The 20314-nt window shown below is 63.1% G+C and carries 19 protein-coding genes; 8 read left to right on the top strand and 11 right to left on the bottom strand.

The genetic code is table 11. The features are described from left to right. Window position 1 precedes the first annotated feature (1 nt). Both glyS and glyQ read right to left on the bottom strand, forming a co-directional pair. The gene (glyS, locus tag JV551A3_RS01140; RefSeq protein WP_133969803.1) at window positions 2–2053 is read right to left on the bottom strand and encodes a glycine--tRNA ligase subunit beta; all 2052 of its coding nucleotides are present in this window, start codon (window positions 2051–2053) and stop codon (window positions 2–4) included. Next, on the bottom strand, window positions 2050–2997 hold the full coding sequence (glyQ, locus tag JV551A3_RS01145) for a glycine--tRNA ligase subunit alpha (RefSeq protein ID WP_027592054.1): 948 nt from the start codon (window positions 2995–2997) through the stop codon (window positions 2050–2052). Before glyQ ends, glyS begins: the two co-directional genes overlap by 4 nt. An 83-nt stretch (window positions 2998–3080) precedes the next feature. Between glyQ and JV551A3_RS01150 the strand changes: the two genes are divergently transcribed. Together JV551A3_RS01150 and JV551A3_RS01155 are read left to right on the top strand one after the other, a co-directional pair. Continuing rightward, window positions 3081–3632, top strand: coding sequence for a DNA-3-methyladenine glycosylase I (locus JV551A3_RS01150; protein WP_133969804.1), 552 nt, complete (start codon window positions 3081–3083; stop codon window positions 3630–3632). Window positions 3633–3673: 41 nt separating this feature from the next. After that, window positions 3674–4561 carry a lysophospholipid acyltransferase gene (locus JV551A3_RS01155; RefSeq protein WP_133969805.1) on the top strand — a complete coding sequence of 296 codons (888 nt, stop codon included), beginning with the start codon at window positions 3674–3676 and terminating at the stop codon, window positions 4559–4561. A 97-nt stretch (window positions 4562–4658) separates the two neighbouring features. Here the strand turns inward: JV551A3_RS01155 and JV551A3_RS01160 are convergent, their stop codons facing one another. The 5 genes from JV551A3_RS01160 to def are packed head-to-tail and all read right to left on the bottom strand — an operon-like array spanning window position 4659 to window position 9186. Next, a complete protein-coding gene (locus JV551A3_RS01160) occupies window positions 4659–4973 on the bottom strand; it encodes a tetratricopeptide repeat protein (RefSeq protein ID WP_133969806.1) in 315 nt (104 codons plus the stop codon). Window positions 4974–4984: 11 nt separating this feature from the next. Further along, window positions 4985–6358, bottom strand: a complete 1374-nt coding sequence (gene trkA, locus JV551A3_RS01165) for a Trk system potassium transporter TrkA (RefSeq protein WP_133969807.1) — start codon at window positions 6356–6358, stop codon at window positions 4985–4987. A gap of 23 nt (window positions 6359–6381) precedes the next feature. Then, window positions 6382–7692: a 16S rRNA (cytosine(967)-C(5))-methyltransferase RsmB gene (gene rsmB / locus JV551A3_RS01170; RefSeq protein WP_133969808.1), complete on the bottom strand. Its 1311-nt coding sequence runs from the start codon at window positions 7690–7692 to the stop codon at window positions 6382–6384. Next, a complete protein-coding gene (gene fmt / locus JV551A3_RS01175) occupies window positions 7689–8621 on the bottom strand; it encodes a methionyl-tRNA formyltransferase (RefSeq protein ID WP_133969809.1) in 933 nt (310 codons plus the stop codon). The genes rsmB and fmt overlap by 4 nt, the downstream gene beginning before the upstream one ends. 58 nt (window positions 8622–8679) lie before the next feature. Further along, window positions 8680–9186 (bottom strand): peptide deformylase, encoded by a 507-nt coding sequence (def, locus tag JV551A3_RS01180; RefSeq protein WP_016712797.1) that lies wholly within the window; start codon window positions 9184–9186, stop codon window positions 8680–8682. Between the two features lie 207 nt (window positions 9187–9393). Here def and dprA point away from each other — a divergent pair, with 207 nt between their 5' ends. Together dprA and JV551A3_RS01190 are read left to right on the top strand one after the other, a co-directional pair. After that, the gene (gene dprA, locus JV551A3_RS01185) at window positions 9394–10491 is read left to right on the top strand and encodes a DNA-processing protein DprA (protein WP_133969810.1); all 1098 of its coding nucleotides are present in this window, start codon (window positions 9394–9396) and stop codon (window positions 10489–10491) included. A gap of 42 nt (window positions 10492–10533) precedes the next feature. Then, on the top strand, window positions 10534–11091 hold the full coding sequence (locus JV551A3_RS01190) for an L-threonylcarbamoyladenylate synthase type 1 TsaC (RefSeq protein WP_023660948.1): 558 nt from the start codon (window positions 10534–10536) through the stop codon (window positions 11089–11091). Window positions 11092–11490: 399 nt separating this feature from the next. Here the strand turns inward: JV551A3_RS01190 and JV551A3_RS01205 are convergent, their stop codons facing one another. Beyond that, complete coding sequence (locus JV551A3_RS01205) at window positions 11491–12468, bottom strand: NADPH:quinone reductase (protein ID WP_133969811.1); 978 nt, start codon at window positions 12466–12468, stop codon at window positions 11491–11493. 253 nt (window positions 12469–12721) lie between these two features. Here JV551A3_RS01205 and JV551A3_RS01210 point away from each other — a divergent pair, with 253 nt between their 5' ends. From JV551A3_RS01210 to aroE, 3 genes are all read left to right on the top strand, one after another. Continuing rightward, window positions 12722–12985: a hypothetical protein gene (locus tag JV551A3_RS01210; RefSeq protein WP_133969812.1), complete on the top strand. Its 264-nt coding sequence runs from the start codon at window positions 12722–12724 to the stop codon at window positions 12983–12985. 211 nt (window positions 12986–13196) lie between these two features. Further along, window positions 13197–14108, top strand: coding sequence for an oxygen-dependent coproporphyrinogen oxidase (gene hemF / locus JV551A3_RS01215; RefSeq protein ID WP_133969813.1), 912 nt, complete (start codon window positions 13197–13199; stop codon window positions 14106–14108). A 25-nt stretch (window positions 14109–14133) separates the two neighbouring features. Continuing rightward, entirely contained in the window at window positions 14134–14958 is an 825-nt protein-coding gene (aroE, locus tag JV551A3_RS01220; RefSeq protein WP_133969814.1) for a shikimate dehydrogenase, read from the top strand. A 143-nt stretch (window positions 14959–15101) separates the two neighbouring features. Here the strand turns inward: aroE and JV551A3_RS01225 are convergent, their stop codons facing one another. The 3 genes from JV551A3_RS01225 to betC all read right to left on the bottom strand — a co-directional run bounded on the left by JV551A3_RS01225 (window position 15102) and on the right by betC (window position 19244). Continuing rightward, window positions 15102–16667 carry a SulP family inorganic anion transporter gene (locus tag JV551A3_RS01225; protein WP_133969815.1) on the bottom strand — a complete coding sequence of 522 codons (1566 nt, stop codon included), beginning with the start codon at window positions 16665–16667 and terminating at the stop codon, window positions 15102–15104. Between the two features lie 115 nt (window positions 16668–16782). Beyond that, the gene (gene choX, locus JV551A3_RS01230) at window positions 16783–17712 is read right to left on the bottom strand and encodes a choline ABC transporter substrate-binding protein (protein WP_133969816.1); all 930 of its coding nucleotides are present in this window, start codon (window positions 17710–17712) and stop codon (window positions 16783–16785) included. 14 nt (window positions 17713–17726) lie between these two features. Then, the gene (gene betC / locus JV551A3_RS01235) at window positions 17727–19244 is read right to left on the bottom strand and encodes a choline-sulfatase (protein ID WP_133969817.1); all 1518 of its coding nucleotides are present in this window, start codon (window positions 19242–19244) and stop codon (window positions 17727–17729) included. 108 nt (window positions 19245–19352) lie between these two features. Here betC and JV551A3_RS01240 point away from each other — a divergent pair, with 108 nt between their 5' ends. Next, window positions 19353–20252, top strand: a complete 900-nt coding sequence (locus JV551A3_RS01240; RefSeq protein WP_133969818.1) for a choline sulfate utilization transcriptional regulator — start codon at window positions 19353–19355, stop codon at window positions 20250–20252. Window positions 20253–20314 lie beyond the last annotated feature (62 nt).

The following is a 20314-nucleotide window of genomic DNA, read 5'->3' on the forward strand; positions in this document are numbered from 1 at the left end:
CTTACCCCAGCAGCGAAATGTCGGCCACGCCCAGGAACAGGCCGCGCAGGCGGCTGAGCAGGGCATAACGGTTGGCGCGTACCTTGGCATCTTCGGCGTTGACCATCACCGCCTCGAAGAAGGCATCGACCGGGTCGCGCAGGGCCGCCAGGCGGGCCAGCGATTCGCTGTACTGGCGTGCAGCCGCCATCGGTTGCACCGCCTGGTCGGCCTGCTGGATGGCCGAATACAGGGAGAACTCGTTGGCGTTGTCGAAGTATTTCGGCTCGACGTGATCGGCGATGGCGCCTTCGGCCTTGCTCAGCAGGTTCGACACACGCTTGTTCACCGCGGCCAGGGCCTCGGCTTCCGGCAGCTTGCGGAAGGCTTGTACAGCCTGCACGCGCTGGTCGAAGTCCAGTGCAGAACCTGGCTGCAGGGCACGTACCGACAGATAGGTGGCCACGTCGATGCCTTCATCTTCGTAACGCGCACGCAGGCGGTCGAAGATGAACTCCAGCACCTGTTCGGCCAGGCCGACGGCCTTGACCTTGGTACCGAACTGCTTGACCGCGAACTCGACCGCGCCGGTCAGGTCCAGGTCCAGTTGCTTTTCGATCAGGATGCGTAGCACGCCCAGGGCGGCACGGCGCAGGGCGTACGGGTCCTTGCTGCCGGTAGGCAGCATGCCGATGCCGAAGATACCGACCAGGGTGTCGAGCTTGTCGGCGATGGCCACGGCAGCACCGGTGAGGGTCTGCGGCAGCTCGGCACCAGCACCGCGCGGCATGTACTGCTCGTTCAGGGCCAGGGCCACGTCTTCCGGCTCACCGTCGTTGAGCGCGTAGTAGTAACCGGCAACACCCTGCATTTCAGGGAATTCGCCGACCATCTCGGTGGCCAGGTCGCACTTCGACAGCAGGCCAGCACGGCCGGCGCGCTGGGCGTCGCCGCCGATCAGCGGGGCGATGAAGGCGGCCAGCCTGGAAACGCGCTCGGCCTTGTCGTACACAGTACCCAGCTGAGCCTGGAACACCACGTTCTTCAGGCGCTCGTTGAAGGTTTCCAGCGGCTGCTTCTTGTCCTGCTTGAAGAAGAACTCGGCGTCGGTCAGGCGTGGGCGCACGACCTTCTCGTTGCCTTGCACGATCTGCTTGGGGTCGCGGCTCTCGACGTTGGCCACGGTGATGAAGCGCGGCAGCAGCTTGCCTTCGCTGTCCAGCAAGCAGAAGTACTTCTGGTTGTCCTGCATGGTGGTGATCAGGGCTTCTTGCGGCACTTCGAGGAAACGCTCCTCGAACGAGCACACCAGCGGCACCGGCCACTCGACCAGAGCGGTCACTTCATCCAGCAGTGCCGGCGGCACGATGGCACTGCCTTCCTGCTGCATGGCCAGTTCGGCAGTACGCTTGCTGATCAGCTCGCGGCGCTCGGCGAAGTCGGCCAGCACGTAGGCTTTGCGCAGGTCTTCGACGTAGTTGGCCGGGGTGGTGATGACCACGTTTTCCGGGTGATGGAAGCGGTGGCCGCGGGATTCACGGCCGGCCTTCTGCGACAGGATGGTGCAGTCGACCACCTGGTCGCCCAGCAGCATCACCAGCCATTGGGTCGGGCGCACGAACTCTTCACGGCTGGCCGCCCAGCGCATGCGCTTGGGAATCGGCAGGTCGTTGAGCGAGTCCTCGACGATGGTTGGCAGCAGGCCGATAGTGGCCTTGCCCGGAATGTGCTGGGAGAAGCGCAGCTTGGCGCCGGTCTGGTCGATTTCCGACAGATCCACACCGCATTTCTTGGCAAAGCCCAAGGCAGCCTGGGTCGGCTCGCCGTCTTTGAAAGCAGCCTGCAGGGGCGGGCCGTCGATATTGATGCTGCGGTCAGGCTGCTGCACATCCAGCTGGCGGATCAGCACGGCCAGGCGACGCGGCGCGGCGTAAACCTGCTTGCCGGTGTAGTTCAGGCCAGCGGCCTGCAGGCCTTTCTCGATACCGGCCAGGAAGGCTTCGCCGAGGCTGGCGAGGGCCTTCGGTGGCAGCTCTTCGGTGCCCAGTTCTACCAGGAAATCTTGAGCACTCATTGTGCAGCCTCCAGCTTAGCCAACACTTCGTCACGCAGTTCTGGGGTGGCCATCGGGAAGCCCAGGCGTGCGCGGGCTTGCAGATAGCTTTGCGCCACGTCCCGGGCCAGGGTACGTACACGCAGGATGTAGCGCTGGCGCTCGGTTACCGAGATGGCGCGGCGGGCGTCCAGCAGGTTGAAGGTGTGCGAGGCCTTCAGGACCATTTCATAGGTCGGCAGCGGCAGCTCAAGCTTGATCAGGCGGTTGGCTTCGCTTTCGTAGAAGTCGAACAGCTCGAACAGTTTCTCGACGTTGGCGTGCTCGAAGTTGTAGGTCGACTGCTCCACCTCGTTCTGGTGGAACACGTCACCGTAGGTGACCTTGCCGAACGGGCCGTCGGCCCACACCAGGTCGTACACCGAGTCGACGCCCTGGATATACATGGCCAGGCGCTCAAGGCCGTAGGTGATTTCACCGGTGACCGGGTAGCACTCGATGCCGCCTACCTGCTGGAAGTAGGTGAACTGGGTGACTTCCATGCCGTTGAGCCAGATTTCCCAGCCCAGGCCCCAGGCGCCGAGGGTCGGCGATTCCCAGTTGTCTTCGACGAAGCGAATGTCGTGGACCAGCGGGTCCAGGCCGATGGCTTTCAGCGAGCCGAGGTACAGCTCCTGGAAGTTGGCCGGGTTGGGCTTCAGTACCACCTGGAACTGATAGTAGTGCTGCAGACGGTTGGGGTTTTCGCCATACCGCCCGTCGGCAGGGCGACGGCTAGGCTGCACATAGGCGGCGTTCCAGGTTTCTGGACCCACGGCGCGCAGGAATGTAGCGGTGTGGAAAGTGCCGGCGCCTACTTCCATATCGTAGGGCTGAAGCACCACACAACCTTGAGCTGCCCAGTAGTTCTGCAGGGCGAGGATCAGGTCTTGGAAGGTACGCACGGCTGGCGTAGGCTGGCTCACGAAATTCACCTGTATCTGGGGATGCGGATGTAAAGAGCGGGAGTATAACCTGATTCGCCTCGCCCTCTACTCATTGGAGCCTTATGCCACGCTGCTTTTGGTGTACCGACGATCCGTTGTACCAGGCCTACCATGACCAGGAATGGGGAACGCCCCAGCGTGACCCGGCGTTGCTGTTCGAGATGCTTTTGCTCGAAGGGTTCCAGGCGGGGCTTTCGTGGATCACCGTTTTGCGCAAACGCGAGCGTTATCGCGAGGTGCTGCACGGCTTCGATCCGGTGAAACTCGCCGGCATGAGCGACGAACGCATTGAGGAGCTGATGCAGGATGCCGGCATCATCCGCAACCGCCTCAAGCTCAAGGCTGCCAGGCGCAATGCACAGGCCTGGCTGGCTGTGGATAACCCTGCCGACTGGCTGTGGTCGTTCGTTGGTGGTGCGCCGAAGATCAACCACTTCAAGGGCCGCAGCGAGGTACCTGCGGTTACCGATGAAGCCAAGGCCATGAGCAAAGCCCTGCAGAAAGCCGGCTTCACGTTCGTTGGCCCGACCATCTGCTACGCCTTCATGCAGGCTACCGGCATGGTCATGGACCACACCACCGATTGCGATCGCTACGCCGCCTTGTTGCGCTGAGGGGTTACAATGCGCGCCTTGCTGAAATAAGGAATTCGCCTGTGGAAAAGTTCAAGGGCGCCCTGATGGTCGGGGTGCTGCGTCTGTTTGCCAAGCTGCCCTGGAGTGCTGTGCAGCGCGTCGGCGCCGGTATCGGCTGGCTGATGTGGAAGGTGCCCAACGGTTCGCGCAATGTCGTGCGCATCAACCTGGCAAAGTGCTTCCCGGAAATGGACCCGGCCGAGCGCGAGCAGCTGGTTGGCCGCGCGTTGAAGGATATCGGTAAATCCTTCGTCGAAAGTGCCTGTGCCTGGATCTGGCCGCCGCAGCGCTCGCTGGAGCTGGTGAAGGAAGTGCACGGCCTGGAAGTGCTGGAGCAAGCGCTGGCCTCGGGCAAGGGCGTGGTTGGCATCACCAGTCACCTGGGCAACTGGGAAGTGCTGAACCACTTCTACTGCAACCAGTGCAAACCGATCATCTTCTACCGCCCGCCGAAGCTGAAGGCGGTGGATGACCTGCTGCGCGAGCAGCGGGTTCAGATGGGTAACCGCGTGGCGCCTTCGACCAAGGAAGGCATCCTCAGCGTGATCAAGGAAGTGCGCCGTGGTGGCCAGGTGGGTATTCCTGCCGACCCGGAGCCGGCGGAGTCGGCGGGGGTATTCGTGCCGTTCCTGGGGACCCAGGCGCTGACCAGCAAGTTCGTGCCGAACATGCTGGCCGGGGGCAAGGCGGTGGGAGTGTTCCTGCATGCCCTGCGGTTGCCGGATGGCTCGGGCTTCAAGGTGTTCCTGGAGGCGGCGCCGGAAGAAATGTACAGCACCGACGTGACCGTTTCCGCGGCGGCGATGAGCAAGGTGGTCGAGCGCTATGTGCGCGAGTACCCGAGCCAGTACATGTGGAGCATGAAGCGCTTCAAGAAGCGCCCGGCTGGCGAGCCGCGCTGGTACTAAGATTTTCACTGTCCCCTGTGGGAGCGGGTTTACCCGCGAATGCGTCGGTGAATCCAACATCGCATTCGCGGGTGAACCCGCTCCCACAGGGACCGCGTTAACCTGATGTCTTGTTGAGCTTTTTCAGGAAAACGGCCATCTCTTTCTCGGCCTGCTTGTCGCCATGTGCCTGCGCCGCCACGATCCCCTCCTCCCAGGCCTTGCGCGCCGCCGCCAGGTCACCCTGCAGCTGATGCGCCTTGCCCAGCAGCTTCCAAGCCGCCGAGTACTTCGGGTCCTGCTCCACGCACCGTGCCAGATGCACCGCCGCTTCAGCGCCATTGCCTTCGTCCAGCCAGGCCTTGCCCAGGCCGAACCTCAGCAACGAGTTATCCACACCCTTGGCCAGCATCTTCTCCAGCGATTCGCGCATGCCCTGTGCTCCTAGAAGAAACTCAAGCCGACGTGGAACAGCTTCTCCACATCCCGAATATGCTTTTTATCCACAACGAACAGAATCACATGGTCGCCCGACTCGATCATGGTGTCGTCGTGGGCGATCATCACTTCTTCATCACGGATAATCGCACCGATGGTAGTGCCCGGCGGCAAGGCGATGTCTTCGATCGCCTTGCCAACCACCTTGCTGGACTTCGAATCGCCGTGCGCCACCGCTTCGATAGCTTCGGCAGCGCCGCGGCGCAGCGAGTGCACGCTGACGATGTCGCCCCGGCGCACGTGCGCCAGCAGGGTGCCGATGGTGGCCAGCTGCGGGCTGATGGCGATGTCGATGTCGCCACCCTGCACCAGGTCGACATAGGCCGGGTTGTTGATAATGGTCATCACCTTGCGCGCACCCAGGCGCTTGGCCAGCAACGACGACATGATGTTGGCCTCGTCGTCGTTGGTCAGAGCCAGGAAAATATCGGCGTCGGCGATGTTCTCTTCCAGCATCAGGTCCTTGTCCGAGGCGCTGCCCTGTAGCACCACGGTGCTATCCAGGGTGTCGGAGAGGTATCGGCAACGGGCCGGGCTCATCTCGATGATCTTCACCTGGTAGCGGCTTTCGATGGCCTCGGCCAAGCGCTCGCCGATCTGCCCACCACCGGCGATGACCACGCGCTTGTTGGTTTCGTCGATACGGCGCAGCTCGCCCATCACCGCACGGATATCCTTCTTCGCGGCGATGAAGAACACTTCGTCGTCTGCTTCGATCACCGTGTCGCCCCGCGGGGTGATCGGGCGGTCGCGGCGGAAGATGGCTGCCACGCGGGTGTCGACGTTGGGCATGTGCGCGCGGATTTGGCGCAGTTGCTGGCCGACCAGCGGCCCGCCGTAGTACGCCTTTACTGCCACCAGCTGGGCCTTGCCTTCGGCGAAATCGATCACCTGCAGCGAGCCCGGGTGCTCGATCAGGCGTTTGATGTAGTTGGTCACCACCTGCTCTGGGCTGATCAGCACATCGACCGGGATATGGTCGTTGTCGAACAGCTCTTCGCGGGTCAGGTAGGCCGACTCGCGCACCCGGGCGATCTTGGTCGGGGTGTGGAACAGTGAATAGGCCACCTGGCAGGCGACCATGTTGGTCTCGTCACTGTTGGTTACCGCAACCAGCATGTCGGCGTCGTCGGCACCGGCCTGGCGCAGCACCGTAGGCAGCGAGCCGCGGCCTTGCACGGTGCGGATGTCCAGGCGGTCGCCAAGGTCGCGCAGGCGGTCGCCGTCAGTGTCGACCACGGTGATGTCGTTGGCTTCGCTGGCCAGATGTTCCGCCAGCGTACCGCCTACCTGCCCTGCGCCGAGGATGATGATCTTCATCCGCTACTCCCTACCTTTTGTTCTTATCCGCGCGAGGCGGCGATCTTGATCAGCTTGGCATAGTAGAAACCGTCGTGGCCGCCCTCCTGCGCCAGCAACTGGCGGCCGTGGGGCTGGCGCAGGCCGGCTTCGGTGGCCAGGTCCAGCTCACGGGCGCCCGGAGTGCGTGCGAGGAAGGCATCGATCACTTCGGTGTTTTCGGTCGGCAGGCTGGAGCAGGTGGCGTACAGCAGCATGCCGCCCACTTCCAGGGTCGGCCACAGGGCATCGAGCAACTCGCCTTGCAGGTTGGCCAGGGCCGGGATGTCGTCGGCCTGGCGGGTCAGCTTGATGTCCGGATGGCGGCGGATCACGCCGGTGGCCGAGCATGGTGCGTCGAGCAGGATGCGCTGGAACGGCTTGCCGTCCCACCAGCTGGCGGTGTCGCGGGCATCGCAGGCGATCAGCTCGGCGTCCAGTTGCAGGCGGTCGAGGTTTTCGCGCACGCGGGTCAGGCGCTTGGCTTCGAGGTCGATCGCCACCACGTGAGCCAGGCCGGCTTCGGCTTCTAACAGGTGGCAGGTCTTGCCGCCCGGTGCGCAGCAGGCGTCGAGCACGCGCTGGCCGGGGGCCAGTTCCAGCAGGTCGGCGGACAGCTGCGCGGCTTCGTCCTGAACGCTCACCCAGCCTTCGGCAAAGCCTGGCAGGCCGCGCACATCGCAGGCTTCTGCCAGCACGATGCCGTCACGGCTGTACTGGCAGGCGCTGGCGCCAACGCCTGCCTCGGCCAGCAGCGCCAGGTAGGCATCGCGGCTGTGGTGGCGGCGGTTGACCCGCAGGATCATCGGCGGGTGATCGTTGTTGGCGGCGCAGATGGCCTCCCACTGCTCCGGCCAGAAAGCCTTGAGCGACTTCTGCAGCCAGCGCGGGTGGGCAGTGCGTACCACCGGGTCGCGCTCCATGCTGGCCAGCAGTTCCTCGCCCTCGCGTTGGGCGCGGCGCAGTACGGCATTGAGCAGGCCCTTGGCCCACGGCTTCTTCAGCTTGTCGGCACAGCCGACGGTCTCGCCGATGGCGGCGTGGGCCGGGATACGGCTGTAGAACAGCTGGTACAGGCCGACCAGCAGCAGCGCCTGCACATCGGCATCGGCGGCCTTGAACGGCTTCTGCAGCAGCTGCGCGGCCAGCAGGTCGAGGCGTGGCTGCCAGCGCGCGGTGCCGAACGCCAGGTCCTGGGTCAGGCCACGGTCGCGTTCATCGACCTTGTCGAGCTGGGCTGGCAGCGAGCTGTTCAGCGAGGCCTTGCCGCTGAGCACAGCGGCAAGGGCACGGGCGGCGGCGAGGCGTGGGTTCATTGGCCCAGCACCTTGCCGCTGGCGAATTTCTCGCGACGGCTGTTGAACAGGTCGCTGAAGTTCAGTGCCTTGCCGCCAGGCAGTTGCAGGCGGGTCAGGCTCAGCGCCTGGTCACCGCAGGCGACCACCAGGCCGTCCTTGCTGGCGGAAAGGATCTCGCCGGGGGTGCCTGTCGCTGTGGACAAGTTGGCGGCCAGCACTTTCACGCTTTCGCCATCGAGCGTGCTGTGGCACACCGGCCACGGGTTGAAGGCACGGATCAAACGCTCCAGTTCGACGGCCGGACGGCTCCAGTCGATACGCGCTTCGTCCTTGTTCAGCTTGTGTGCATAAGTGGCCAGGGCATCGTCCTGTACCTCGCCTTGCAGCGAACCGTCGGCCAGGCCGGCGATGGCTTGCACTACTGCGGGCGGGCCCATCTCGGCCAAGCGGTCGTGCAGGCTGCCGCCAGTGTCTTCGGCGCTGATCGGGGTTACCACCTTCAGCAGCATCGGGCCGGTGTCCAGGCCTGCCTCCATACGCATCACGGTCACACCGCTCTCGGCGTCTCCGGCTTCCACGGCGCGCTGGATCGGTGCGGCGCCGCGCCAGCGTGGCAGCAGGGAAGCATGGCTGTTGATGCAGCCCAGGCGCGGGATATCGAGCACAACCTGCGGCAGGATCAGGCCGTAGGCGACCACCACCATCAGGTCCGGCTTCAGCGCGGCCAGTTCGGCCTGGGCTTCTGCGTTGCGCAGGGTTGGCGGCTGGAACACTGGGATGTCATTGGCCACAGCCAGTTGCTTGACCGGGCTTGGCATCAGCTTCTGGCCACGGCCGGCGGGGCGGTCGGGCTGGGTGTAGACGGCCACGATCTCGTACGGGCTGTCGAGCAGGGCCTTGAGGTGTTCGGCGGCAAACTCTGGAGTGCCTGCAAAGACGATGCGCATGGAGTTCTCGCTTCAAAAAGAAAAGGCTTGCCGGAGCAAGCCTTCTGGAAGGTGGGGGTCAGGCTTGCTGGCGGTGCTGCTTTTCCAGCTTCTTCTTGATCCGGTCGCGCTTGAGCTGCGACAGGTAGTCGACGAACAGCTTGCCGTTGAGGTGATCGAATTCGTGCTGCACGCACACCGCCAGCAGCCCTTCGCACTCCAGCTCGTATGGCTTGCCGTCGCGGTCCTGGGCCTTGACCCGCACACGCAGCGGGCGGTCGACGTTCTCGTAGAAGCCAGGTACCGACAGGCAACCTTCCTGGTACTGGCCCATGTCGTGGGTCAGCTCTTCGACCGTGGGGTTGATGAAGACGCGCGGCTCGCTGCGGTCTTCACTGAGGTCCATGACCACGACCTGCAGGTGCACGTTGACCTGGGTGGCGGCCAGGCCGATGCCAGGGGCTTCGTACATGGTTTCAAACATGTCGTCGATCAGCTGACGCAGGGCGTCGTCGAACACCGTCACCGGCTTGGCGATGGTGCGCAGGCGCGGGTCCGGGAATTCGAGAATGTTCAAGATGGCCATAAGGTCAGGCAGTCACTGTGCGTTCGGTTGAAAACTGAGCACACATAATAAAGGGAAACGGGGATTTCAGCACCTGCGAAAGCTCGTCTAGGGTTTTCAGGGCCAGCTTATAGCCCATTCGATGGACAGGTTGTCAAAGCGTTATCAACAAAGTTATCCACAGTTTGTGCCACGTTGCTGGCCCCGTTTCGATCAAGGATGATCCCCATGCAAACCTACCATTCGTCGCCTCTTCCACCTGCCGAACTGGAGGCGAGATTACGTCTGCACCGGCTGCCGGAGACAGGATTGCGTCGCTTTAACACCTTGCTGGAGGCCTTTGGCAGTGCCTCGTCGGCGCTGTGTGCTCCGGCCGGCGCCTGGCGCGCATTGGGCATACCACAGGCCACCATAGATGCCCGGCGCAGTGCCGAAGTACGTGAGGGTGCATTGGCCGCAATGGCCTGGCTAGAGCGCCCAGGCCAGCATTTACTGATGTGGGACAGCCCTGGCTACCCGCCACTATTGGCGGAAATCGACGATGCCCCTCCGCTGCTTTTCGTAGCAGGCGACCCCGCCTTGCTCGAGCGCCCACAACTGGCAATTGTGGGCAGCAGGCGTGCTTCACCCCCGGCGCTCGATACCGCTGCGGCATTTTCCCGCTACCTGGCGCAGGCCGGTTTCACCATTACCAGCGGCTTGGCCGTGGGCATCGACGGTGCCGCTCATCGGGCCGCATTGCAGGCTGGTGGGGGCACGATTGGCGTGCTCGGTACGGGGTTGCAAAAACTTTATCCACAGCGCCACAAGTCGCTTGCGCAAGCGATGATCGACAATGGAAGCGCGCTGGTTTCCGAGTACCCGCTGGATGCCGGGCCGCTGCCTGGCAACTTCCCGCGGCGTAATCGCATCATCAGTGGCCTGTCGCTCGGCGTGCTGGTGGTCGAGGCCAGCCTGGCCAGTGGTTCGCTGATCACTGCCCGTCTGGCGGCCGAGCAAGGCCGCGAGGTGTATGCCATACCGGGCTCTATTCACCACCCTGGAGCCAAGGGCTGCCACCAGTTGATACGTGACGGCGCGCTGCTGGTGGAGAGCGTGGAGCAGATATTGGAAAGCCTGCAGGGCTGGCAGAACCTGCCACCTGCGGTTGTGGACAAATTCGACCATCCTCTGCTCGCCTTGCTGCATGCTGCGCCACAAACCAGCGAAAGCCTGGCCTACTGCAGCGAGCTGCCCTTGGCCGAGGTGCTGGCGCAACTGACCGAATTGGAGCTGGAAGGCCGGGTCAGCAACGAAGCCGGGCGTTGGTTTGCCCGCGCGGGCTAAGTACACTGCTCACAAGCAAGGGTTATAGGCGGAGTGACAGAAATGGTGAGCAGTTTTCGTGTGCAACAAGCCGCACGTGAGATCCGGGCGGGCGCGGTGATCGCCTACCCGACGGAAGCGGTCTGGGGCCTGGGCTGTGACCCGTGGAACGAGGACGCGGTGTATCGCCTGCTGGCGCTTAAGTCGCGGCCTGTGGATAAAGGGCTGATTCTGGTTGCCGACAACATCCGCCAGTTCGACTTTTTGTTCGAGGATTTTCCCGAAGACTGGATCGACCGCATGGGTAGCACCTGGCCGGGGCCGAACACCTGGCTGGTGCCACACCAGGACCTGTTGCCCGAGTGGGTGACCGGGGAGCATGACACCGTGGCGCTGCGGGTCAGTGACCACCCGGTGGTGCGTGAGCTGTGCGCGTTGGTCGGGCCGTTGATTTCCACCTCGTGCAACCCGGGCGGGCGCCCGGCGGCGAAGACCCGGTTGCGGGTGGAGCAGTACTTCCATGGGCAGCTGGATCTGGTGTTGGGTGGAGCGTTGGGCGGGCGGAAGAACCCGAGTGTGATTCGCAACCTGGCCACAGGCGAAGTCGTTCGCCCGGGCTGATACATATCCACAGGCCTGGCCGCGACCTCCTGTGGGAGCGGGCGAGCCCGCGAAGAATCCAACGCGGTGCCTGGCACGGGCTTCGCCCGTGTTCGCGGGCATGCCCGCTCCCACAGGGATAGCGCCGTATTCAAAGCCGATGCAGTACCTGTGGGAGCGGGCGCGCCCGCGAACACCGGCGGAGCCGGTGCCAAACACCGCAGTGCCTACTTTGCGGGTAAACCCGCTCCCACAGGGATAGCGCTGTATTCAAGGTTGGTGCAGTACCTGTGGGAGCGGGCGCGCCCGCGAACACCGGCGTAGCCGGTGCCATGCACCGCGGTGCTTGCTTCGCGGGCATGCCCGCTCCCACAGGGATGGCACTGCACTTAAGATCGGTGTAGTACCTGGGGTGTGAACTCAAGGAAGAAGAATTGTGGAGCCCACAGTCCGCCGAGCCGACAGCTCCGCCTGTGCCTTGGCCGCCTCACTCAGTGGATACCGCTGTTGGATATCCACAACCAGCTTGCCGCTACCAATCATCGCAAACAGGTCATCGGCCATGGCCTGGGTATTCTCGGCATTGTTGGCATAGGTCGCCAACGTCGGCCGGGTCACATAGAGCGAGCCCTTCTGCGCCAGAATCCCCAGGTTCACCCCGCTCACTGCCCCCGAGGCATTACCAAAGCTCACCATCAACCCACGCGGCTGCAGGCAGTCCAGCGAGGTCAGCCAGGTATCGGCACCCACACCGTCATATACCACCGGGCATTTCTTGCCGTCGGTCAGCTCCAGCACCCGCTTGGCCACGTCTTCACGGCTGTAATCGATGGTCGCCCACGCCCCCAGCGCCTTGGCCCGCTCGGCCTTTTCGGCAGAGCTCACAGTACCGATCAGCTTGGCGCCCAGCGCCTTCGCCCACTGGCACGCCAACGAACCCACGCCTCCAGCCGCTGCATGGAACAGAATCACATCACCCGACTTCACCTGGTAGGTCTGCTTCAGCAGGTACTGCACGGTCAAACCCTTGAGCATCACCGCCGCCGCCTGTTCGAAGCTGATGTTGTCGGGCAGCTTCACCAGGTTGGCTTCCGGCAGCGTATGCACCTCGCTATACGCGCCCAGCGGGCCGCCGGCATGAGCTACGCGGTCTCCAACCTTCAGCCGCGTCACGCCTTCGCCGACCGCCTCGACCACGCCCGCCGCTTCGGTACCCAGGCCCGAAGGCAGGGATGGCGGCGCATACAGCCCGCTGCGGAAGTAGGTATCGATGAAGTTCAGGCCGATCGCATGGTTACGCACACGCACCTGCTGTGGCCCTGGCGGAGCGGGTTCGAATTCCACCAATTGCAACACTTCCGGGCCGCCATGCTGGCTGAACTGGATACGCTTGGCCATCTCGCACTCCTGTAGTCGGGATCGGGAAAGGCCTTCTATCGGACGCCTTTGCCGCAATGCCGTCAACTCCTGCAGCAGGACAGAGCGTGATTAACTCAAACAAAACTGTTCTGCGAGCAACAGCGGGTGCATGAATCACGGCTCACAAGCCTGAAGCAACGCGTTCGTTCTGAAGTCAACTAGTAACTCTGCAAGTGGCGTGGTGAGTGGGTTTTTTCCATCATGAATCGGTAAATAACCCAAGAGGTGCATTATGGAATATACAATTATTTTCATCCATGCAGATAATACGGGCGAGTGGATGAAGTTCTCTTTAGAAGATAGCAGAGCGGTATTCTCGGCTATGCGGGAAGGAGACAGTTTTAACCTCAGCCCCGCCAAGTACGGTCGTGTTGTAGCGAAAGCTTGCTTTTACAAGAATCCAGAGGGCGTCGCCGAAGCTATTATGGCCGTTAGAGAGGTAGAAACAGACAAGGGTTTGATAGATTATGCTTCATACAAGTCAGGATTAAATTGATGCTTGCTTAGCTGCTGGCCTTTTGAAATACATCCACTTAATTGTTCATTCAATGGCGTTGTGGGTTCAGTCCGCTGGCTGATCAAATAAATGTACGCTTATTTGGTTGGCCGGCCCTCGTCATGTTGCTTGATCGCCGTCAACTGCGGCGCGCGGGCTGGGGGTGGTATGCTACGCGGCGAATTCTTCCCTGCCCGTTCCTGGTGACCCGATGACTAGCCGCACCGAGGCCGTGAAAGCCTACCTGCTCGACCTGCAAGACCGCATCTGCTCTGCCCTCGAAACAGAAGACGGCGGCGCCCGCTTCGTCGAGGACGCCTGGGTGCGCGATGCTGGTGGCGGGGGCCGCACGCGGGTGATCGGCGACGGCAAGGTGATCGAGAAAGGCGGGGTCAACTTTTCTCACGTGTTCGGCGCCGGCCTGCCGCCGTCGGCCAGTGCCCACCGCCCCGAACTGGCGGGCCGTGGCTTCGAGGCCCTGGGTGTGTCGCTGGTGATCCACCCGCACAACCCGCATGTACCCACTTCCCATGCCAACGTGCGCTTCTTCATCGCCGAAAAGGAAGGTGAAGAGGCTGTCTGGTGGTTCGGCGGCGGCTTCGACCTGACCCCGTACTACGGCAATGAAGAAGACTGCATCCACTGGCACCGTGTGGCCGAGCAGGCCTGCGCGCCGTTCGGCGCCGACGTGTACCCGCGCTACAAGGCCTGGTGCGACCGCTATTTCCACCTCAAGCACCGCGGCGAGCCACGCGGTATCGGTGGCCTGTTCTTCGATGACCTGAACGAATGGGACTTCGACACTTGCTTCGCCTTCATCCGGGCCATCGGCGACGCCTACGTCAACGCCTACCTGCCAATCATCCAGCGTCGCAAGGACACCCCTTACACCCCACAGCAGCGCGAGTTCCAGGAGTACCGCCGTGGCCGCTACGTGGAGTTCAACCTGGTCTACGACCGTGGCACCCTTTTCGGCCTGCAGTCCGGTGGGCGCACCGAGTCCATTCTCATGTCGCTGCCGCCGCAGGTTCGCTGGGGTTACGACTGGAAACCCACGCCTGGCAGCGAAGAAGCGCGCCTGACCGAGTACTTCCTGCAGGACCGCGACTGGCTCGGCCAGTAATTCTGTGGATAACCAAGGAGCCGTCATGGACCAGTACGTTGTTTTTGGTAACCCCATCGGCCACAGCAAATCGCCGTTGATTCATCGCCTGTTTGCCGAGCAGACCGGCCAGGACCTGGAGTACAGGACGCTGCTGGCGCCACTGGACGAATTCAGCGACTGCGCGCGCGGTTTCTTCAAGCAAGGTAGCGGCGGCAACGTTACCGTGCCGTTCAAGGAAGAGGCCTACCGCCTGTGCGACAGCCTGACCCCGCGTGCCCAGCGCGCTGGCGCAGTGAACACGCTGAGCAAGCTGGCCGATGGCAGCCTGCAGGGCGACAACACCGATGGCACTGGCCTGGTGCGCGACCTGACGGTGAATGCCGGGGTGGAGCTTGCGGGCAAGCGCATTCTGATCCTGGGGGCCGGTGGTGCGGTGCGTGGTGTGCTGGAACCGATCCTGGCGCACAAGCCGCAGTCGCTGGTGATTGCCAACCGTACCGTGGAAAAGGCCGAGCAGTTGGCGCGTGAGTTCGATGAACTGGGGCCGGTGGTAGCCAGCGGGTTTGCCTGGTTGCAGGAGCCGGTGGATGTGATCATCAATGCCACCTCGGCGAGCCTGGCCGGAGAGTTGCCGCCGATTGCCGACAGCCTGGTCGAAGCGGGGCGCACGGTTTGCTATGACATGATGTATGGCAAGGAGCCTACGCCGTTTTGCCAGTGGGCTGAGAAGCTGGGTGCGGTGAAGGTGCTGGATGGCTTGGGGATGCTGGCTGAGCAGGCGGCTGAGGCGTTCTTTATCTGGCGTGGGGTGCGGCCGGATACGGCGCCGGTGTTGGCTGAGTTGCGCCGGCAGCTGGCTCGGGGCTGAGATTGTCGGGGCCGCTTTGCGGCCCATCGCGACACAAGGCCGCTCCTACAGGGGACCGCGTCAGCAGGCATTGTGCGGTCGGTGTAGGAGCGGCCTTGCGTCGCGATGGGCTGCGCAGCAGCCCCAAAAATCTCAGCCCAATATCACTCTTCAAACCGGATCGGGCACAACTCCACCCCTTCCAGCTTCTGCAATTCCTCGATCACCTGCGGCCTGGCCCGGTGCAGGGTCAGGCTCCCTCCCGCCCGCCGCAACCGACGCGCCTCGCGGTGCAACATATCCACCCCCGAGTAATCGATAAAATTCACCTGCCGCGCATCGATCACCACATGCGGCCCTTGGCAGCGCTGCAAGCGCACCTGCAGGTAATGCGCCGCGCCAAAGAAGATCGACCCGCCCACCCGCAGCACATCCGCCTCCCCTTCACGGCTCTGCTGCACCCGAGGCCGCGAGGTGCGCTTCAGATAGAAGAACAGCGATGCCAGCACTCCGGCATAGATCGCCGTCTGCAGCTCCAGCAACAAGGTTGCTGCCGCTGTCAGCGCCATCACCAGGAACTCCGAGCGACTGACTCGAAACAGCGCGCGAATGCCCTGGTGGTCCACCAACCCCCAGCAGATCAGCAAGATGCTGCCAGCCATGGCCGGGATCGGCAGGTGCGCGATCAGGCCGGCCCCGGCGACGGCGAACACCGCCACCCACAGCGCCGAGAATACCCCGGCCATGGGCGAGCGGGCGCCGGCGTCGTAGCTCAGCCCGGAGCGGGTGAAAGAGCCGGAAGACAGGTAACCGGAGAAAAACGCACCAACAATGTTCGACAAGCCCTGTGCGCGTATCTCCTGGTCAGCGTCGATCAACTGCTCCGAACGTGCGGACAACGAGCGGGCAATCGACAGGCTGGTGACCAGCCCGAGCATGCCCACCGCCACGGCGCTGGGTAACAGGCGCAGGATCAGTTCCACATCCAGCAAGGGCAGCGGACTGAAGGGTGGCAGCTGGCCGGTGAATGCCGGCACTCGCGGCACATGGCCAAAGAACCCGGGCAGCAGCCAGGCCAGAAGGCTAACCAGAATCAGGCTTATCAACAGGCTGGGCCAGCGTGGGCGCCAGAGCTTGAAGCACACGCCGATCACCACTGTGGCCAGGCCCAGAATCAAGGAAGGCAGGTCGACCTCGCCGGCATGGCTGGCCAGGTCCTGCACCGTCTTCATCGCCGTGGCCTGGCTTGGCAGGTCCATGCCCAGCAGGTTGGGTAGCTGGCCCAGGGCAATGACGACAGCGGCGCCCAAGGTAAAGCCAAGCACCACAGAATGGGAGACGAAGTTGACCAGTGCGCCGAACCGCAAAAGCCCCAGCAGCAACTGGAAGATGCCGCCGAGGAAGGTCAGCAGCAGCACCAGGGTGACATAGTCGGCGCTTCCGGCCACGGCCAGCGGGCTGATGCTGGCGTAGAGGACGATGGAGATGGCGGCGGTGGGGCCGCAGATCAGGTGCCATGACGAACCCCACAGGCAGGCTATCAGCACTGGCACGATGGCGGCGTACAAGCCGTATTCGGCGGGCAGACCGGCGATCAGGGCGTAGGCGATGGATTGCGGCAGGGCGAGGATTGCACCGCTCAGGCCTACCAACAGGTCCTGGCGCAGGCTGCGGCCCGATTGGCGGGGGAGCCAGGAAAGGAAGGGCAGCAGGTGAGTGAGGCGATGCATGAGATATCCAGATTTCCGAAGGTGCACTGTCCCCCTGTGGGAGCGGGTTCACCCGCGAATGCGGCAGTGAGGCTACCGACGCTTTCGCGGGTGAACCCGCTCCCACAGGATCGATTTACAGCTTGGTTTTTACTGCTTCGCTCGCATCCCCACCACCTTTGGTGGTCACTCCGGCCAGCCACCCTTCCAGCACCTCGGGGTGCGCCTTCAGCCAAGCCTTGGCCGCATCATCGAAGCCGATCTTCTTGTCCACAACCTCGGCCATGATGGCGTTTTCCATATTCAGCGTGAACTTCAGGTTGCCCAGCAGCCTGGCCGCATTCGGGCAGGCTTGTGGATAACCCTTGCGGGTCAGGGTATACACCTCGCCCTTGCTGCCAAACCACTTCTCCCCGCCGGTCAGGTAATGCATCTTCAGCTTCACGTTCATCGGGTGCGGGGTCCAGCCCAGGAAGGTGATGAACTGTTGTTTCTTCACCGCCCGGTCGACCTGCGCCAGCATCGCCTGCTCGCTGGACTCAACCAGCTTCCACTGGCCGAGGTTGAATTCATTCTTGTCGATGATTTCCTTCAACGACAGGTTGGCCGGTGCCCCGGAACCGATCCCGTACAGCTTCTTGTCGAACTGGTCGGCGTGCTTCTGCAAGTCGGCGAAATCCTTCACCCCGGCATTCCACACATAGTCGGGCACTGCCAGGGTGAACTCGGTTCCTTCCAGATTGCGCGAGAGCTGCTGCACATCGCCATTGGCGATGAACTTGTCATGAAAGCCCTGCTGTGCCGGCATCCAGTTGCCGAGGAAGGCATCGACGCGGCCATCCTTGAGGCCGCCGTAGATGATCGGCACGGCCAGGCTGTCGATCTTCACCCGGTAACCCAGGCTTTCCAGCAGCAGGCGGGCCAAGGCGTTGGTGGTGGCGATGTCGCTCCAGCCGGGGTCGGCCATCTTCACGGTGGTGCATTGCGCGTCGCTGTCGGCGGCGTGAGCCGTGGCGGTACCCAGGCTCAGGGCCAGGGCGAACACGGCGGCGGAGAACTTGTGCATGGCGGCCTCTTTTCTCAATCCAGGGGGGCGGGCTGTGGATAACGTGCCTTGCGCTCGAGGTCGTCGAGATCGATGTGGTTGCGCATGTACTGTTGGCTGGCATCCACCAGCGGTTGGTGGTCCCAGCTTTTCAGCTTGCCGATGGCCAGCGCCTCGGCCACCAGGCGGCGGCGCCGCTGGCTGGCCAGAACCTGCTGGCGCAGGCTGGGGATATCCCAGCGCTGCTGTGCTTCATCGATAAATGCCTGCAGCAGCGCCTGGTGCTCCGGGCTGCCGGTGAGGTTCTCCCGCTCGTGCGGGTCGCGGCTCAGGTCATAGAGTAGGCATGGGTCGTCTTCGCTGTACACGAACTTGTAGGGCCCGCGGCGGATCATCATCAGCGGGCCAACGGTACCTTCGGCCATGTACTCGCCGATCACCTCGTCATGGCCGCCCTGCCCTTGCAGGTGGCCGACCAGCGAGCGGCCATCCAGATGCAGGTGGTTATCCACAGAGCCGCCAGCCAGTTCGACCAGGGTCGGTAGCAGGTCGCAGGTAGACACCGAGGCGCTGACCCGGGCTGGCGCGTAGCGTTTCGGCGCGTGCACCAGCAGCGGCACCCGCGCCGACATCTCGAACCAGTGCATCTTGTACCAGAGGCCTCGTTCGCCAAGCATGTCGCCGTGGTCGCCGGAGAACACGATCAGAGTGTCGTCGGCCAGGTTGCATTCCTCCAAGGTCTGCAGCAGCAGGCCGATGTTGTCGTCGATGTAGCTGCAGGCGCCGAAGTAGGCACGGCGGGCATCGCGGATCTTGTCCACAGGCAGCGGCTTGTTCCACAAGTCGTAGACTTTCAACAGGCGCTGTGAGTGCGGGTCGAGTTCTGCCTGGCTGAATTCGGCGCGGGGCATGGGGATATCCATACCCTCGTAGCGATCCCAGTAGCGCTTGGGGATGGTGTACGGGTCGTGCGGGTGGGTCATCGACACGGTGAGGCAGAACGGCCGGCCATCATTTTCGCGCACATGGTCGTACAGGTACTGGCGCGCCTTGAAGACCACTTCTTCGTCGAAATCCAGCTGGTTGGTACGCACGCACGGGCCCGCCTGCAGCACCGAGGACATGTTGTGGTACCAGCTCGGGCGCACGTTGGGCTCATCCCAATTCACCGCCCAGCCATAGTCGGCTGGGTAGATATCGCTGGTCAGTCGTTCTTCGTAGCCGTGCAGCTGGTCAGGGCCACAGAAGTGCATCTTGCCCGACAGCGCGGTGCGGTAACCCAGGCGGCGCAGGTAATGGGCGTACGTCGGTACGTCGGCAGGGAAGTCGGCGGCGTTGTCGTAGGCACCGATGCGACTGGGCAACTGACCGCTGACCAGGGTGAAGCGCGAGGGGGCGCACAACGGGCTGTTGCAGTAGGCCGAGTCGAACACCACCGCCTGTTCGGCAAGGCGGCTCAGGTGCGGCATCTGGATCGGTGAAGAGGCGTAGATCGGCAGCAAGGGTGCGGCCATCTGGTCGGCCATGATGAACAGGATATTCGGGCGCGTCATGGTGTCTTCCATCTTTGAGGGTTATGCGGACCGCTTGCCTATCAAGATGCGACTGTGGATAACATGGGTAAAGCCCATGACGGGCAATGACTGGGATTAGCCCTGCTTATGTTTGACCACCTTGCCAAGTTGTCGCTGGATACATTGCGCGTGTTCGAGGCCGCCGCACGGTTGCGTGGCTTTACCGCTGCGGCGCTGGAACTGGGTACTACGCAGCCGGCGGTGAGCCAGCAAGTCAAACGGCTGGAGGCACAGTTGGGCACACGCCTTTTCGACCGCATTTACCGCGGGATCGAGCTGACCGAGGCTGGCCAGGTGCTGTTCGAACAGGTTCATCAAGGCCTGCAGGCCATGGAGGAGGGTATTGCCCAGGCCAGTGGGCGGGGCCAGCGTGAAGTGCTGCAGGTGGCTACCGACTTCGCTTTTGCGGCGTTCTGGCTGATGCCACGGCTGCATCGTTTTCACGAGGCTTATCCACAGGTGGACGTGAGCCTGGTGACCGGTGAGCGTAGCCAGGGCATGTTGCGGCCGGACATTGATGTTGCGGTGCTGTTTGGCGACGGGCGCTTTCACCAGGGCGAGAGCCGTTGGCTATTCGATGAGGAGGTTTTCCCGGTGTGCAGCCCCCGGCTGACTCATGGCAAACCCTTGTCAGCCGTGGCTTTGCAACGGTTGCCCTTGCTGCACTTGAAGGGCGAGCAGGCTAGCCGCTGGTTTGACTGGGCGGGCGTGTTTCGCGGGTTTGGCGTGGCCAGCCCGCCGCCGACGGGGCAGTTGCGGTTCGATAACTATACGTTGCTGATCCAGGCGGCGATCGCTGGGCAGGGGGTGGCTATTGGTTGGGGTCACTTGGTGGATGGGTTGGTGGAGCAAGGGTTGCTATGCCGGCCGTTGGAGGGGAGTTTGCGCTCGGCGCGCGGGTATTACGCGGTGTTGCCGCCACGCAAGCGGCGTGGGGCGTTGATCGAGCGGTTTGTGGATTGGTTGGAGCAAGAGCGCAGCCTTTGAGATTTTAGGGCCGCTTTGCGGCCCATCGCGACACAAGGCCGCTCCTACAAAGGTACTGCGCA

This window comes from Pseudomonas inefficax (assembly GCF_900277125.1).
Taxonomy (GTDB): Bacteria; Pseudomonadota; Gammaproteobacteria; order Pseudomonadales; family Pseudomonadaceae; genus Aquipseudomonas; species Aquipseudomonas inefficax.

Bases quoted from the DNA above. Each gene is read 5' to 3' on its own strand.
- JV551A3_RS01240 (WP_133969818.1), top strand. From the start codon at position 19,353: ATGTTTGACCACCTTGCCAAGTTGTCGCTGGATACATTGCGCGTGTTC.
- betC (WP_133969817.1), bottom strand. From the start codon at position 19,244: ATGACGCGCCCGAATATCCTGTTCATCATGGCCGACCAGATGGCCGCA.
- choX (WP_133969816.1), bottom strand. From the start codon at position 17,712: ATGCACAAGTTCTCCGCCGCCGTGTTCGCCCTGGCCCTGAGCCTGGGT.
- dprA (WP_133969810.1), top strand. From the start codon at position 9,394: ATGCAAACCTACCATTCGTCGCCTCTTCCACCTGCCGAACTGGAGGCG.
- JV551A3_RS01225 (WP_133969815.1), bottom strand. From the start codon at position 16,667: ATGCATCGCCTCACTCACCTGCTGCCCTTCCTTTCCTGGCTCCCCCGC.
- JV551A3_RS01210 (WP_133969812.1), top strand. From the start codon at position 12,722: ATGGAATATACAATTATTTTCATCCATGCAGATAATACGGGCGAGTGG.
- aroE (WP_133969814.1), top strand. From the start codon at position 14,134: ATGGACCAGTACGTTGTTTTTGGTAACCCCATCGGCCACAGCAAATCG.
- rsmB (WP_133969808.1), bottom strand. From the start codon at position 7,692: ATGAACCCACGCCTCGCCGCCGCCCGTGCCCTTGCCGCTGTGCTCAGC.
- fmt (WP_133969809.1), bottom strand. From the start codon at position 8,621: ATGCGCATCGTCTTTGCAGGCACTCCAGAGTTTGCCGCCGAACACCTC.
- JV551A3_RS01190 (WP_023660948.1), top strand. From the start codon at position 10,534: ATGGTGAGCAGTTTTCGTGTGCAACAAGCCGCACGTGAGATCCGGGCG.
- JV551A3_RS01205 (WP_133969811.1), bottom strand. From the start codon at position 12,468: ATGGCCAAGCGTATCCAGTTCAGCCAGCATGGCGGCCCGGAAGTGTTG.
- JV551A3_RS01160 (WP_133969806.1), bottom strand. From the start codon at position 4,973: ATGCGCGAATCGCTGGAGAAGATGCTGGCCAAGGGTGTGGATAACTCG.
- JV551A3_RS01150 (WP_133969804.1), top strand. From the start codon at position 3,081: ATGCCACGCTGCTTTTGGTGTACCGACGATCCGTTGTACCAGGCCTAC.
- glyS (WP_133969803.1), bottom strand. From the start codon at position 2,053: ATGAGTGCTCAAGATTTCCTGGTAGAACTGGGCACCGAAGAGCTGCCA.
- trkA (WP_133969807.1), bottom strand. From the start codon at position 6,358: ATGAAGATCATCATCCTCGGCGCAGGGCAGGTAGGCGGTACGCTGGCG.
- hemF (WP_133969813.1), top strand. From the start codon at position 13,197: ATGACTAGCCGCACCGAGGCCGTGAAAGCCTACCTGCTCGACCTGCAA.
- def (WP_016712797.1), bottom strand. From the start codon at position 9,186: ATGGCCATCTTGAACATTCTCGAATTCCCGGACCCGCGCCTGCGCACC.